This window comes from Rahnella sp. R3(2024), assembly GCF_042920125.1.
GTDB lineage: Bacteria > Pseudomonadota > Gammaproteobacteria > Enterobacterales > Enterobacteriaceae > Rahnella > Rahnella rivi.
Genome location: NZ_JBHGBU010000001.1, coordinates 1,982,993 through 1,997,513 on the forward strand (window position 1 = coordinate 1,982,993; position 14,521 = coordinate 1,997,513).

The window sequence follows — 14,521 nt, forward strand, 5'->3', positions numbered from 1 at the left end:
AATAAAACCATGCAGGAACAGAACTATACTCAGGTCGCGCAGGATTATTACCGCCAGCGTCACACCACACCGGGCTGGCAAAGTCTGGTGCAGGTGCTATTTTCAGGTATTCTGGCCTCCGCCGACGACGAGGATGGCCGCCGGTTTCTCACGCTGATGGGCGGCAATCTGGCGCGTCAGCATGCGTTACCGGTTTCCTCCACGCTCGGCGAACTGGAAGAAAACATTAATCACCTTCTCAGCCGCTTTGACTGGGGCGTGGTGAAAATTGAAGCTACCCAGCAGCAGCTCACGCTGGTGCACATCGCCTGGCCGGTTTCGCCTCAGGGCGAGAACGACGAACTGTGGCGCATCGCGCTGATTTCGCTGTTTGAAGGGCTGTATGCACAATGGTTGCAGGCGCAAGGCGGGCAGCCTTACGTTCCGCTGCGCTGGCAGGAAAGTACACCCGAAGGCGCATTCGTCTTCCGTTATCAAAATGGTTTGTAAGGAATTTTTATGTTGGCATTTCGACGCTACGGCCTGGTGCTGTGGTTCGGTCTGGTTTTCTCATTATTCACCACGGCAGTAATGGCACAGGATCAGGGCTGGTCAGCCTTCAAAAGTCGTTTCCTGATGCCTGATGGCCGGATCATTGATACCGCCAATAAAAACGTCAGTCACACCGAAGGCCAGGGGTTCAGCATGCTGCTGGCCGTCTTTAACGACGATCAGGCGACCTTCGACAAACTGTGGCAATGGGCGAACAACACGCTGTACCGCAAAGACATCGGCCTTTACTCCTGGCGCTATGACCCGAATAACAGCGTCCACGTGGCCGACAAAAATAACGCCTCCGACGGTGACCAGCTTATCGCCTGGGCGTTGCTGCTGGCGGGCGATAAATGGAGTGATTCGCGCTATACCAAGGCTTCAGAGAAATTGCAGTCGGCGCTTATCAAATACAACGTGATTGATTACGCCGGTTACAAAGTGATGTTGCCGGGCGTGACCGGGTTTAATCAAACCAGCAACGTCACCGTCAACGCGTCCTACTTCATCTTCCCGGCGTGGAAAGCGTTTTACGCTCACAGCCACCTGAAGGTATGGAAAGATCTGGATGAAAGCGGCACCGCGATGCTCAGCAAAATGGCCTTCGGTGAATTCCGTCTGCCGACTGACTGGGTTGATATGCAAGCCGATGGCAGCATGAAACCCGCCAGCCGCTGGCCGACCCGCTTCAGTTACGACGCAATACGTATCCCGCTGTACCTCGGCTGGGCACATCCGGGCAGCCCACAGCTGGCCCCGTTCATTCTGTGGTGGCAAAAATCGCCACGCACCGCGACCCCGGCCTGGATTGACGTCATGACCGGCACCAAAGCGGGCTACAACATGTCACCGGGATTACTGGCTATCCGCGACTTCACCATGGCCAATGCCGGTGCGATCAGCCCGAACCTGGCCCCGAAAGACGATTACTACTCCTCAACGCTGCAACTGCTGAGCTGGTGGGCGAGTCAAAAAGGGTAAGTGCGGTTTACATCAAAAAGGCCAGTCAGGGAATGCTGACTGGCCTTTTTTGTTGAAATTTATTGTATATAGGCAATAGAAAAAACGTAAATCAATTGCATATATACAATTGATTTTATCTTGTTTGATTGTATATTTAATATTGAAATACAATAATTTCATTGTAAATATACAATCAGAAGGTTTCTTTATGTGGGATAAAGAGTTAAAAATCAAACAGATAGATAATCTTTTAAAAAGTATGAAGCCAGAGCGAAATGTAAAACGCCCCAAAAAAGGCTGGTTGCAGTTGCTCAGATCCACACTGGGAATGAGCACTCGCGCTTTGGGTGAGAGGTGCGGGCTAAGCCAGTCGCGTATTTCGTTGATCGAAAAAGGAGAGATCGACGGTACTTTGACCCTTAATACCCTGGAGAAAGTCGCAGAAGGTCTGAATTGTGAACTGGTATACTTTTTACAGCCAAAACAAGGACAAACACTCGAAAATCTGCGGGAACACCAGGCAGAAAAAAAAGCGAAATACCTGACTCAGTACACTGAAATTCATATGTCGCTGGAACAGCAACCCACATCATCAGCTTTTCAAAAATCGACACAAGACAAGCTTAAAAGCGAGCTCTTACAAAAATGGCCTCGGGATTTCTGGGATGAATAATGAGCGAAACCATCAATGATGGCCTACCCGAAGGGGCGACGGAACTTAGCCCTGATGATCTGGCCGGTTTACTTCCCGATTATATCGTTACCCGGGAAGACCTGAATCAATTTGAAAAAACAAACATTCAGAATGCATTAGCGCGCCTCAGCCGTCAGAAGCTGAGTTGCCAGCAGATCTTAACGGTGGATTTCTGTCTTCAGCTACACCGAAACATGTTTGATAAAACATGGGAATGGGCAGGGCAACTTAGACGCAGAGAGGTCAACATCGGGAATACACCGCCTTATATGATCTCAATGCGTGTCAGGGATACCCTGGATAATGCAGCGTACTGGATTGAAAACGACACTTATCCGCGCGATGAAATCTGTCTGAGACTTCACAGAGACATTGTATGGATCCACCCTTTTCCCAATGGAAATGGAAGGCATTCCCGAATTTATTGCGACATACTGCGTCGTGCCCTCGGGAGTGGGTATTTTTCATGGGGAAGCTCAGGCGGCGAACTCGTCTCACCTGACGAACATCGTGCTGAATATATTGTGGCTCTGAGAGAAGCTGACCGCGGCGATTATACCCGGCTCATCAGGTTTGCTGCTGGCTAGGTTTACATCAAACAGGCCAGTCAGGGAATGCTGACTGGCCTGTTTGATGAATCGCAGTTTAATTAATTTGATAGCTAAAATTAGCCGTATAGCTGTGGCTGTTATAGATATAGCTCGCAGCATTGCTTAACGACAAAACGTTTCCGCTATAGGTAACATTCACCCGGTTATTCGCACCGGTGCTGATATCAACAATGGTTCCACTTCCTGAGATAAACGGAAAACCTTCCGCCAGCGACTTAACAACGTCACTATTGTTACCCTTCAGTTCCCCCGCCAGATAATATCTGTAATGGAATGGAACCGTTGCGCCACCACTTTGGCTTTCAGTCATGTACAACCACATATGGTCATTGATTTTTTGGGTGCGGAGCAATTTATCTCCGGCGGGATCATCTTCGCTATGACTAAGCCACCAGAAACCAATGACCAGAAGTAACAGGGTAAGGGTTACAACACTATGTAGCCATTTAATAGCCATTCTGAATGGCATAATCGATCCCTTCTTGTATGTTGCGCTGATCTGTCGGGTCATCGCCATATGGCGGCTTTTGAGTCCATTTTCCCCACTCAGGTTTCGATGTTCCTGCGCGTCCTTGCGCAAACCCTGCGCCCATAAGGAGTGTATTTGCCGGTATACCTGCTGCTGTTCCTGCAGCACCGAAGTTAAAATTCCCGAAGGCCGCCCAGTAAGGATCATACGCTTTATAATCCCAGGGGCCGTGGTTCCTCACTTTCTGATAAAACCAATAATATGTACTTGCTGTCGCCATGTTTCTCGATGTTCCATGCTGCCTTGATTCTCTCATATTATTTTGAATAACCAGAGAACCGGGTCCGGATAGGGGAACGGATGCCATCATAAACGTCCTGTTATTGTAGGGTGAAAGCATCATATCAATAGCCCATCAGCCAACGTGTCTGAAAATCGCCCACAAAAAAGCCCGCTTTCGCGGGCTTATTCATTTTGGATTTCAACGCTTCAGCCAGATTTACGCGACAGTCTGCGTAGTGCCATTTTCATCCTGATCCACTGCAAAACAGGCGACAAGCTGATCGCCGTACTGTTTCAGCTGTGGCTGGAACTGTTTGCAGGTGCCGAAGGCGCGGCGGCAGCGGGCGTTGAACGCGCAACCGGCTGGCGGATTCAGCGGGCTTGGCAGCTCGCCGGTCAGTTTGATGCGTTCGCGGCGTTCGTCCGGGTTCAGACGTGGCGTCGCGGAAAGCAGTGCCTGGGTGTACGGATGGCGCGGATTGCTGAAGATGGCGTCTTTCGGCCCCTTCTCCACGCAGCGGCCAAGGTACATCACCATCACTTCGTCAGCGATATGTTCTACCACCGACAAATCGTGTGAGATGAACACGTACGACAGCCCCAAATCCTGCTGCAAATCCATCATCAGGTTCAGCACCTGCGCACGCACGGAAACGTCGAGCGCAGAGACCGGTTCGTCGGCGATCACCACGTCCGGATCCAGCATCAGACCCCGGGCGATAGCAATACGCTGACGCTGACCGCCGGAGAACATATGCGGATAGCGGTCGTAATGCTCATTTTTCAGACCGACTTTCGCCATCATCGCCAGTGCTTTTTCACGGCGTTCGGCGCTGCTCAGCCTGGTGTTGATCAGCAGAGGTTCTTCGAGGATCTGGCCGACTTTCTTACGCGGGTTCAGCGATCCGTAAGGATTCTGGAACACGATTTGGATCTTCTGACGGCGCAGCTTTTCCGCCGTGGCATCAGGCTTAAGCAAATCCTGCCCGCGATAATAGAGTTCACCGCCGGTCGGCACTTCAATCATGGTCAGCAAACGGCCCAGCGTGGATTTACCACAGCCGGATTCGCCCACCACGGCCAGCGTTTTGCCGCGTTCAAGCGTAAACGACACGCCGTCGAGCGCTTTTACCGTGCGTTCCGGGGCGAACATCCCTTTCTTCACCGGGTAATGCTTTTTCAGGTCAATCGCATGCAACAACGGCTGCGATGCGGTGTTATCAGGACTCATAAAGTAGGTCTCCCGGCATCATCCAGCGGATAATGGCACTTCGACTGACGCCCGTTCGCGAGGTCACGCAGCGCCGGTTCTTCTTTGCGGCAAAGATCGGTGGCATACGGACAACGTGGATTGAGCAGGCAGCCGTCAGGACGGTCATATTTGCCCGGCACCACGCCCGGCAGTGACTGCAAACGCGCCTTATCTGCCGCGAACTCCGGCAGCGAGCGCAGCAGCGCCTGGGTGTACGGATGGCGCGGCGCACGGAAAATCTCCGTGGCTTTTGCCGATTCCACTACCTGACCGGCATACATCACGATGATGTGTTGTGCGGCTTCCGCCACCAGCGCAAGGTCATGGGTGATCAGCATCAGTGCCATGTTCTCTTGCTGTTGCAGCTCAAGCAGCAGTTCGATGATTTGCGCCTGAATGGTGACGTCGAGCGCGGTCGTCGGCTCATCGGCAATCAGCAGTTTTGGACGGCAGGCGATCGCCATCGCGATCATCACGCGCTGGCTCATGCCGCCGGAAAGCTGATGCGGATAAACGTCGAGACGTGAAGCCGGGTCAGGAATACCGACCAGGTTCAGCAAATCGATGGTGCGCTGACGACGGGTCTTTTTATTGCCACCCTGATGCACCTTGATGGCTTCCATGATCTGGAAACCTACGGTGTAACACGGGTTGAGGCTGGTCATCGGATCCTGGAAAATCATCGCGACTTCGGCACCGACAATCTGGCGGCGCTCTTTTTCGCTCATGCTTTTCAGGTCACGGCCACCAAACTCCAGCTTCTCAGCCATCACTTTGCCGGGGAAGTCGATAAGGCCCATCAGCGCCAGTGAACTCACCGATTTACCGGAGCCGGATTCACCGACAATCCCGACCACTTCGCCCTGTTTTACGCTGTAGCTGATACGGTCTACGGCGCGAAACGGCGTGCCTTCATCACCAAAGTGTACGGAAAGCTTATCGACGGTCAGCAGCGTTTTGCCAACCGGTACGTCTTGAATCAATGTGGTTTCCATCTCTCGTCCCCTACTGCTTGAGTTTAGGGTCAAGGGCGTCGCGCAGGCCGTCACCCATCAGGTTAAATGCCAGTACCGTCAGCAGGATGATCACGCCGGGGAAGGTCACAACCCACCAGGCACTTTGAGCAAACTGTAAGACGTCGGACAGCATCGTGCCCCACTCCGGCGTAGGCGGTTGCGCGCCCATGCCGAGGAAGCCGAGAGCCGCCATGTCGAGGATGGCGTTGGAGAAACCGAGCGACGCCTGAACAATCAGCGGCGCTAAGCAGTTAGGTAAAATGTTGATGAACATCTGGCGGGCCGCACCGGCCCCCGCCACGCGAGATGCGGTCACGTAGTCGCGGTTAACTTCCACCAGCACCGCCGCGCGGGTTAAACGCACGTAGTGCGGCAATGCCACGAAGGTCAGCGCCAGCGAGGCGTTAACGATCGACGGGCCGAAAATCGCCACCAGCACCAGCGCCAGCAGCAGGCTCGGCAGGGCCAGCATGATATCCACCACGCGCATGATGATCGCATCGATCACACCGCCGTAATATCCGGCAAACAGGCCGAAAATCACGCCGAGGATCAGCGAAAGCACCACCACCAGACAACCGACCAGCAGCGACAGGCGCGCGCCGTACATCAGACGCGACAGAATATCGCGACCCACGTCATCGGTGCCGAGCAGGAATTTCCAGCTGCCGCCTTCCATCCAGACCGGCGGACGCAGCAGCGCGTCACGGAACTGTTCAGCGGGCAGATGCGGCGCGATCACATTCGCCCCGATCGCAATCACCAGCATGATGATGATGTAAGCCAGGCCGGTAACGGCCCCTTTATTACGCTTGAAGTAATGCCAGAATTCGCGCAACGGCGGCATCGGCACTGGCGCAGCCGTCACGATTTCATTCGCGACGGGCTCTGTAACCTGAGACATTTTGCGCCCCTTATTTTCTGTGACGAATACGCGGGTTGACCACGCCGTAGAGCACGTCTACCAGCAGGTTAACCACGATGATCAAAGTCGCGACCAGCAACACCCCGCCCTGCACGACCGGATAGTCGCGGCGCTGGAGTGCGTCGATCAGCCACCGGCCCAGCCCCGGCCAGGAGAAGATGGTTTCCGTCAGGATAGCGCCGCCGAGCAGCGTCCCGACCTGCAAACCAATGATGGTCACCACCGGCAAAAGCGCATTGCGCAGTGCGTGGACGACAATCACCCGCATACGGCTGACGCCTTTGGCGCGCGCGGTACGGATATAATCTTCACCCAGCACTTCCAGCATCGAAGAACGGGTCATACGCACGATAACGGCCAGAGGAATGGTGCCAAGCACCAGCGCCGGCAAAATCATGTGCATCACGGCGTCTTTAAAATCGCCCGGCTCGCCCCAGATGAGGGAGTCGATCAACATAAAGCCGGTCAGCGGCATGCTGTCATCAAGGAAGACCGTATCGCTTATTCGCCCCGATACGGGCGTGAGGTTGAGCTGTACCGAAACCAGCATCACCAGCATGATCCCCCACCAGAATATCGGCATCGAATAGCCGGTCAGTGAGATGCCCACCGCCGTGTGGTCGAATATCGATCCCCGTTTTACCGCTGCCAGTACACCCACCGGGATGCCGACAAGGATCGCGAAAATCATCGCGCAAATGCCCAGCTCCAGCGTCGCTTTGAAACGCGGTACAAACTCCTGCCAGACAGGCGTTCGACTTTTTAAGGACGTGCCCAGGTCGCCGTGCAGCACCCCGTTCACATAGTGGAAGTATTGTTGATAAAGAGGCTTATCGAGCCCCATATCTGCCATTAACTGGGCATGACGCTCGGGGGAAACACCGCGCTCGCCTGCCATGATGGTGACCGGGTCGCCTGGTATCATGTGTACGAAGGCAAAAGTCAGCAAAGTTATGCCGATAAACGTTGGGATAACTAACCCCAAACGTCGGAGTATGAACTGAAACATATCCCGTACTCTCTGTATAAAATGCCCGGAGAACCGTAGCTCGCCGGGCTTATTGTGGCTCACATTTCTTTCTTGAGAATCAAAGCTGTACTGAATGGCCCGCGAGCACCAGATAACGCAGCTCACGGGTTATTATTCAGCAGGCGATCACTCCATTGAGACGTTTTCGAAGTGATGCTTGCCAAGCGGATCAACCACATAGCCTTTGACTTCTTTACGAACAGGTTCGTACACAGTGGAGTGAGCGATGATCAGCGCAGGTGCCTGGTCATGCATCACAACCTGAGCCTGCTGGTACAGCGCAGCACGTTTGGCATGATCGGATTCAGCACGAGCTGGCTGGATCAAATCTTCAAACGGCTTGTAGCACCAGCGGGAATAGTTGGAACCGTCTTTAGCTGCGGTGCAGCTGAACAGCGTGGCGAAGAAGTTGTCCGGATCCCCATTGTCCCCGGTCCAGCCCATCATCACAGACTGGTGTTCGCCCGCTTTTGCACGCTTGAGGTATTCGCCCCACTCGTAAGTGACGATGTTGGCTTTCACACCCACTTTCGCCCAGTCAGCCTGGATCATTTCAGCCATACGACGTGCGTTCGGGTTGTACGGACGCTGTACCGGCATTGCCCACAAATCGATAGTGAAACCGTCTGCGTGACCTGCTTCTTTCAGCAGCTCTTTGGCTTTTTCAGGATTGTATTCGTAATCCACCACGTCTTTGTTGTAGCCCCACATTGTTGGTGGGATCAGGTTTTTAGCCGGCTGGCCAGCACCCTGATAAACCGCATCGATGATGGCTTTTTTGTTCACAGCCATGGTCAGTGCCTGACGCACTTTCACTTCATCTAACGGTTTTTTCTCAACGTTGAAGGACAGATAACCGACGTTCAGACCTGGCTGTTGCATCAGGTTGATGGTTTTATCTTTCTTCATGGCAGCGATGTCAGCCGGGTTCGGGTACGGCATTACCTGGCATTCGTTTTTCTGCAATTTTGCATAACGCACGGAAGCGTCAGGCGTGATGGAGAAGACTAAACGGTCGATCTGCGGCTTGGTGCCCCAGTAGCCTGGGAAGGCTTTGTAGAGGATGCGTGAATCTTTCTGGTATTGCACAAGCTGGAACGGACCGGTACCGATCGGATCCAAATCGACTTTCTCAGGGGTTTTGGCTTTCAGCATGTTGTCAGCGTATTCCGCAGACAGGATTGACGCGAAGTCCATCGCCAGGTCAGCCAGGAATGGAGACTCAGGGCGGTTCAGTACGAACTGCACGGTGTTGTCGTCCACTTTCACGATCTTGTTGATCAGATCGCCCATGCCCATACCTTCGAAGTATTCGTAGCTGCCGCCAGACACACCGTGGTAAGCGTTATTTTTGTCCAGCTGACGCTCGAAGGAGAACACAACGTCGTCCGCGTTGAAATCACGGGTCGGTTTGAATTCCTTGTTATCCTGCCATTTCACGCCTTTGCGCAGGTGGAAGGTGTAGGTTTTGCCGTCTGCCGACACGTCCCACTTTTCAGCCAGACCGGACTGAATTTCTGTGGTCCCGATCTTGAACTCAACCAAACGGTTGTAGATAGGCACGGAGCTGGCGTCATACGTGGTGCCTGAGGTGAACAGCTGAGGGTTGAAGCCTTCAGGTGAACCTTCAGAACAATACACTAACGTTTTTGCCTGCACGCTTGCCGCAACGGTCAGCGCAATCAGGCCCATACTGAATTTCAGTAGCCCCGACTTACCTAAAGAGATTGTCATCGCTTCTGCTCCATTGATGAATGGTGATGTGGATGTGTGTGTTGTGTTTTGCAGCTCACGGCACCCTTTATTTTTATTTGCGGGTGACTGTGTTGGTTGTGCGCTGCAATAAGTCCAACCAGAGCATGGTGAACTGCCATTTTTTTCCATCGAACTGTAAAGCGGGCTTTACAGATCTTTACCGGAAATAATCACTGGTCTTCCTTGGGGCTATCAATTTGGCAACTCCTATCCCTGACGTCAATATAACCATCAGGCATTTACACAGACTGTGAGTAACAGCAAACAAACATAAAAAAACATTCTGTTAACCAAATCAGGATGAATGTTCAGTTTTTGAACCCAAAACCCACACAATCAACTTTGTAAAAGAATATTCACGGGTGTTTCACTCATATTAAATCCCTAAAAATTTCTCGCTAAATGATGAATATATGAACGGTTATTTTTGAGATAGGGGTGGAAACCAGCGGAAAATGCTGGGAAGAGCCGCGATTGTCGCAAAGCTGTCATAAAAAGCGTCCGCCAGCGGCACCGGCAAAACACCCCAAAATGGCGCAAATGTGCCGTGGTGGTGCATCGCCTCCGCCACCCCCTTCCTGCTTATTTTTTCAACGAAAGCGCGCGCAAGGGCTGAAATATATCGAAACGATCATGTTTCCCTAATTTGAATTCTGGCGTGTTTATTGCTTTGCGCGATAGATGCAGTATCCGGTCAGCATTTTGCAAAACGAAAATGCAGGTTAAAAAGGCAAACTGACGCAGATTTGCGGCACGTAACGCATAAACCATCACGTACATTCGGGGCATTTGCATTACCAATGCATTTGCATTACCCTGCCGAAATCGCTCAATTAAGCATCACAAGGAGTCTCGTCTATGCCTGCCTCAGTCACATGGGGAATCAAACTCGAAGCCGAGTCTAAAGTGACCCGTCGTTTTCAGACCACCATCCCCGCAGCCATACGCAAGGCGTTAAATCTTAGCGGGAACGATCGCATTCAATACAAGATCTTACCGGACGGACAGGTGGTTATTTCGAGGCAACTCGAAGAACCGGAAGATCCTGTCATCAATGCCTTTCTGGATTTCGTGGCGACGGATATGCTCAATCATCCGGAAAATATGCAACCGGTGACCTTATCTGTGCATGAAAAGATGAGTGTACTGACCACTGGCGTTGCCGTTGACCTTGAGAGCCCGCTTTCTGACGATGATGAGTAAAGGACTATGCATAATCAGGCCATGGAGAGTAATGGGTGGACGCTGCTCGCTCACCCGTTGATTCTGCAACAGATAGAGAAACTCACCGAACAGGTCGTACAGCTGCGCCGTAAAGACCCTGTGGGTTACAAAAACAGGAATGCGACCAAGAGACTGGCGGCGATTAATAAGTTGATGTTTGAAGTCATCCCGCAAGACCCTGCCCGGGCGGAGTTTCGACAGGGAGATACGTTAGGCGGGGAGTTTACTCACTGGTTCAGGGCAAAATTCTTTCAGCAATACCGTCTTTTTTTTCGCTACAACTTTAAAAGCCGGATCATCATTTACGCATGGGTTAATGATGATAAAGAACTGCGAGCCTATGAGAGTAAAACAGACGCTTACCGGGTATTTCGCAAAATGCTCAAAAGCGGTGAGCCGCCTGACAGCTGGGTGGCGTTGTATGAAGCAGCAAAAAAGGAAAACCTGAAGGAAGAAACAACCTGAGGGGTATCGTACAAAACAAAAAGCCCGCAACCAGAAGGCTGCGGGCTTTTCGTTATCTGATGACTGAATGCATCATCAGACTGGGATATGGTCGGCGAGAGAGGATTCGAACCTCCGACCCACTGGTCCCAAACCAGTTGCGCTACCAAGCTGCGCTACTCGCCGAGTGGGGCGCATCTTACTGCGACGGTTTCAGAGCGTCAACGGCTTTTTAATGCATATTCACCGACTGCCCAGAAATCATCCGATACGCCGCCAAATTAACCTATAACTTCTGATCCGTCTGAGGTTTTGCACACCAGTTGTTCGCCGGATTGATGCCACCGTCCGGTGAGGTATAACCCAGGCAGCCCAAAATTGAATCGAACAACTCAACATGACGCTTCTTCGCCCCGACGCGTTGCTGCGCCTGGAGCTGCTCGAACGCCTCTTTATGATCCGGCTGCTCGAGGAAACTGTCGGATGCCCACACCATCATCGGCACGCGGAACTGCTCCGGCGGCGCCATCTCGCGGGGTGTTCCATGCAGATGTGAGTTTTCATCAATGGATTCGCCGTGATCGGACGCGTAAAACACCAGCGCTTTCTTATCACGCAGCTGATCTATCACGTTGTCGATAAAGGTGTCGGTGTACAACACGCTGTTATCGAAGGCATTTATCAGCTCATCTTTGGTACAGGTGTTGCTCTTACACTCCGGCGTATAACGTGCGTAGCTGCGCGGATAACGCTGAGAGTAGAGATAATGCGAACCTTTGGTATGCAGGATCACCAGATGTTTGCCTTTCGGATGATTTTTCAACGACTCCTGTAATTCATTCACCAGCAACATATCGTCCACCGGCTTACCGTCATTACGCTTTTCAGAGGCAATGATTTCACGGAAGGAGAAATTGTTGGTGTTGGCGTTGTTGTAGAACCACAACTCGCTTTGCATCGCGAACAGCTCAGAGGTGAAACCTAATGATTTCATCACTGCAAAAATGTTCTGCTCTTTCAGGGTGCGCTGAGGATTATCTTCCGTACCGCCTTCCCTCACGAACATACAGCGCAGAGAGAGCTTGGTCGCCGTGTCGCACGACGTCCCGCGGAACGCCACCAGATTCTTCTCTTTCGACAGGCGCGGCGTGGTGTCGCGCTCGTAGCCCAGAATACCCATATGATCCCAGCGCGTGGTTTCACCGATGATAAATACCACATAGGTATCGTCGATATCTGCCGGTGGCACGTAGGTAAACTCTTTCGCCGGATCAAGGAAATGGCTGGCATCCTGACCTTCATCCACCTGGGTATAAGCATATAAACCCAGCGCGGCCAGCCAGTTAGACGGTAAATAAGAGTGGGCGACAACGCCGCCATAGCTCGGCAAATCGACGTTGGTTTTCTTCTCGTTCACACTTTGTTCGTGATCGAGATAACGCAGCGGCAGCCAGACCAGCAATGCCGTTGCCAGCAGAACCATCAGCGGCAACGCGCGCTGCCCCGGTGTTTTAATCTGCTCAATCAGCGTCAGCCGCAGGTTGTTTTTCCAGATCAGGAACAGCGGGATCGCACTGACCAGCGCCATCCAGACAAACAAATGCAGGCCAATGATCTCTTTGCTGAGGTCAATGTCAGTGGTCATCACCGACACCACGATGCCGTAGCCGATCACCACATTGAACATCACCATGTAATAGCTGGCGGCGACGGAAATCAGCACCAGCAGGCTGGCGACGATGCGGAAAAACAGCCGTCCACCCAGTGACACCAGGCGCAGTACGAAGAAGGTAAACAGCACGATGGCGCAGACTTCAGTGACAGCCTGCATCAGTTCAATGGAAGTGAAGTGATTAATTAAGGCGGCAAAGCGGCGCTGAAACACGGAGACATTCAGGAAAATGCCAATATAAATCGCTAACAATAATGAAATATTTTGCTGCGATAGAGTCTTCACTCTATTCATGTAATGTGGTTTTCCGGGAAGTTTTTTGAAAGATTCTGAATCATTGTGACATGTTTATGCCCGGCGAGTTCACAGATTATGCTGAGATTACGTTTATATACATACCGGCCAAATGCCTGAGCGCAAGCGCCCTGCAGAGGAGATGAGAAGATCGTGGCGGGAATTTCAGACAGGAAAAGGGAGGCCGAAGCCTCCCGGATAGTGCATTAAAACGCCCTGGTGAAGGCGGTACTTCTCTAAAAATTACTTAATATTCAAGGTTACATCGATGTTGCCACGGGTGGCATTGGAGTACGGACAAACCTGATGTGCTTTGGCCACCAGCGCTTCTGCGTCGCTGCGTTCAAAGCCCGGCAGAGTGATATCAAGCTGAACTTCGATACCGTAACCGCCCGGGATTGCCCCGATACCCACCGCGCCTTCAATTTTCGCGTCAGCAGGGATCTTAATTTTTTCCTGTGCAGCCACGGCTTTCAGTGCACCGAGGAAGCAGGCTGAGTAACCGGCAGCAAACAGCTGCTCAGGGTTGGTACCGCCGCCCATGCCGCCCATTTCCTTTGGTACACCCAGTTTGATATCCAGCACGCCGTCGTCAGAAACAGCGCGGCCATCACGGCCACCGGTTGCAGATGCATGAGCACGATACACAACTTTTTCGATAGACATATTTCGTTCCTTTTCGGGTCAGATGACTGAATGACAAGAGTGATGTAATCAGAAATTTATACACGATTTAATCGTGCGCTATGTATTAGATACTAGCAGACAAATTCGAAAGCGCACGTCGGATTTATCTGCTTGCTGCAATAGGTACCATCAATCACCGAAAGCGGCGGGCAACACCTTTCCCGCCGTTCAGGATTTGTCTTTCAGATTCTCGCGCAAAGATTCGAGCTGCTGTTTGAGCGTCATCATTTCACTGAGCTCGCACTCGGTCGCACACAAAATCGCTTCAGGAATGCCCTGAGCTTTCTCGCGCAACTGCCTGCCCGCCTCGGTCAGGGTGATGATGACCTGGCGCTCATCGGCTTTCGCCCGACGGCGCAGCAGTAAACCGGCGGTTTCAAGGCGTTTGAGCAGTGGCGTCAGCGTCGCCGAATCCAGAAACAGCTTGTCGCCGATCTCAGAGACGGTCACTTCGTCGCGCTGCCAGAGAACCAGCATCACCAGATACTGCGGATACGTCAGCTCCAGCTGGCTGAGCCATTTGCGGTAAACCTTATGCAACGCAAGATTCGCGGAATACAGTGCGAAACACATCTGTTGATCCAGATGCATGCGGTTGGGCGTGGAATCGTTGTCTGTTTTCATGTTCATGCCGCCAATCTATATAGCGCGCGATATAATCGCAATCGCTTT

The 14,521-nt window shown here is 52.2% G+C and carries 16 protein-coding genes and 1 tRNA gene; 6 read left to right on the top strand and 11 right to left on the bottom strand.

What is annotated here, in order from left to right:
* Positions 1-9: 9 nt before the first annotated feature.
* The 4 genes from bcsD to ABSH60_RS09000 all read left to right on the top strand — a co-directional run bounded on the left by bcsD (position 10) and on the right by ABSH60_RS09000 (position 2,775).
* Positions 10-489 carry a cellulose biosynthesis protein BcsD gene (gene bcsD / locus ABSH60_RS08985; RefSeq protein ID WP_390973629.1) on the top strand — a complete coding sequence of 160 codons (480 nt, stop codon included), beginning with the start codon at positions 10-12 and terminating at the stop codon, positions 487-489.
* 9 nt (positions 490-498) lie between these two features.
* On the top strand, positions 499-1,512 hold the full coding sequence (locus tag ABSH60_RS08990) for a glycosyl hydrolase family 8 (protein ID WP_056775728.1): 1,014 nt from the start codon (positions 499-501) through the stop codon (positions 1,510-1,512).
* Between the two features lie 190 nt (positions 1,513-1,702).
* Entirely contained in the window at positions 1,703-2,167 is a 465-nt protein-coding gene (locus ABSH60_RS08995; RefSeq protein ID WP_390973631.1) for a mobile mystery protein A, read from the top strand.
* The gene (locus ABSH60_RS09000; RefSeq protein WP_390973633.1) at positions 2,167-2,775 is read left to right on the top strand and encodes a mobile mystery protein B; all 609 of its coding nucleotides are present in this window, start codon (positions 2,167-2,169) and stop codon (positions 2,773-2,775) included. Before ABSH60_RS08995 ends, ABSH60_RS09000 begins: the two co-directional genes overlap by 1 nt.
* A gap of 58 nt (positions 2,776-2,833) precedes the next feature.
* Here the strand turns inward: ABSH60_RS09000 and ABSH60_RS09005 are convergent, their stop codons facing one another.
* The 7 genes from ABSH60_RS09005 to dppA form a co-directional block, all read right to left on the bottom strand.
* Positions 2,834-3,268, bottom strand: coding sequence for a hypothetical protein (locus tag ABSH60_RS09005; protein ID WP_390973635.1), 435 nt, complete (start codon positions 3,266-3,268; stop codon positions 2,834-2,836).
* Complete coding sequence (locus ABSH60_RS09010) at positions 3,246-3,638, bottom strand: polymorphic toxin type 44 domain-containing protein (RefSeq protein ID WP_238485180.1); 393 nt, start codon at positions 3,636-3,638, stop codon at positions 3,246-3,248. Before ABSH60_RS09010 ends, ABSH60_RS09005 begins: the two co-directional genes overlap by 23 nt.
* 129 nt (positions 3,639-3,767) lie before the next feature.
* Positions 3,768-4,781: a dipeptide ABC transporter ATP-binding subunit DppF gene (gene dppF, locus ABSH60_RS09015; protein ID WP_056775737.1), complete on the bottom strand. Its 1,014-nt coding sequence runs from the start codon at positions 4,779-4,781 to the stop codon at positions 3,768-3,770.
* Positions 4,778-5,797: a dipeptide ABC transporter ATP-binding protein gene (gene dppD, locus ABSH60_RS09020; protein ID WP_122097201.1), complete on the bottom strand. Its 1,020-nt coding sequence runs from the start codon at positions 5,795-5,797 to the stop codon at positions 4,778-4,780. The genes dppF and dppD overlap by 4 nt, the downstream gene beginning before the upstream one ends.
* Before the next feature lie 10 nt (positions 5,798-5,807).
* Positions 5,808-6,722 carry a dipeptide ABC transporter permease DppC gene (gene dppC, locus ABSH60_RS09025; protein WP_056775740.1) on the bottom strand — a complete coding sequence of 305 codons (915 nt, stop codon included), beginning with the start codon at positions 6,720-6,722 and terminating at the stop codon, positions 5,808-5,810.
* Positions 6,723-6,732: 10 nt separating this feature from the next.
* Positions 6,733-7,752: a dipeptide ABC transporter permease DppB gene (gene dppB, locus ABSH60_RS09030; protein ID WP_056775743.1), complete on the bottom strand. Its 1,020-nt coding sequence runs from the start codon at positions 7,750-7,752 to the stop codon at positions 6,733-6,735.
* Positions 7,753-7,899: 147 nt separating this feature from the next.
* Positions 7,900-9,507 (bottom strand): dipeptide ABC transporter periplasmic-binding protein DppA, encoded by a 1,608-nt coding sequence (gene dppA, locus ABSH60_RS09035; protein WP_122097200.1) that lies wholly within the window; start codon positions 9,505-9,507, stop codon positions 7,900-7,902.
* 879 nt (positions 9,508-10,386) lie between these two features.
* Between dppA and ABSH60_RS09040 the strand changes: the two genes are divergently transcribed.
* Both ABSH60_RS09040 and ABSH60_RS09045 read left to right on the top strand, forming a co-directional pair.
* Entirely contained in the window at positions 10,387-10,731 is a 345-nt protein-coding gene (locus ABSH60_RS09040; protein WP_183849859.1) for a type II toxin-antitoxin system PrlF family antitoxin, read from the top strand.
* 6 nt (positions 10,732-10,737) lie between these two features.
* Positions 10,738-11,217, top strand: a complete 480-nt coding sequence (locus ABSH60_RS09045) for a type II toxin-antitoxin system YhaV family toxin (protein WP_122097198.1) — start codon at positions 10,738-10,740, stop codon at positions 11,215-11,217.
* Positions 11,218-11,305: 88 nt separating this feature from the next.
* Here the strand turns inward: ABSH60_RS09045 and ABSH60_RS09050 are convergent.
* From ABSH60_RS09050 to ABSH60_RS09065, 4 genes are all read right to left on the bottom strand, one after another.
* Positions 11,306-11,382: transfer RNA gene (locus tag ABSH60_RS09050), tRNA-Pro, on the bottom strand.
* Between the two features lie 100 nt (positions 11,383-11,482).
* Entirely contained in the window at positions 11,483-13,162 is a 1,680-nt protein-coding gene (eptB, locus tag ABSH60_RS09055) for a kdo(2)-lipid A phosphoethanolamine 7''-transferase (protein ID WP_122097197.1), read from the bottom strand.
* A gap of 243 nt (positions 13,163-13,405) precedes the next feature.
* The gene (locus ABSH60_RS09060) at positions 13,406-13,828 is read right to left on the bottom strand and encodes an organic hydroperoxide resistance protein (RefSeq protein WP_056775755.1); all 423 of its coding nucleotides are present in this window, start codon (positions 13,826-13,828) and stop codon (positions 13,406-13,408) included.
* Between the two features lie 189 nt (positions 13,829-14,017).
* Positions 14,018-14,473 (bottom strand): MarR family winged helix-turn-helix transcriptional regulator, encoded by a 456-nt coding sequence (locus tag ABSH60_RS09065; protein ID WP_056775757.1) that lies wholly within the window; start codon positions 14,471-14,473, stop codon positions 14,018-14,020.
* Positions 14,474-14,521 lie beyond the last annotated feature (48 nt).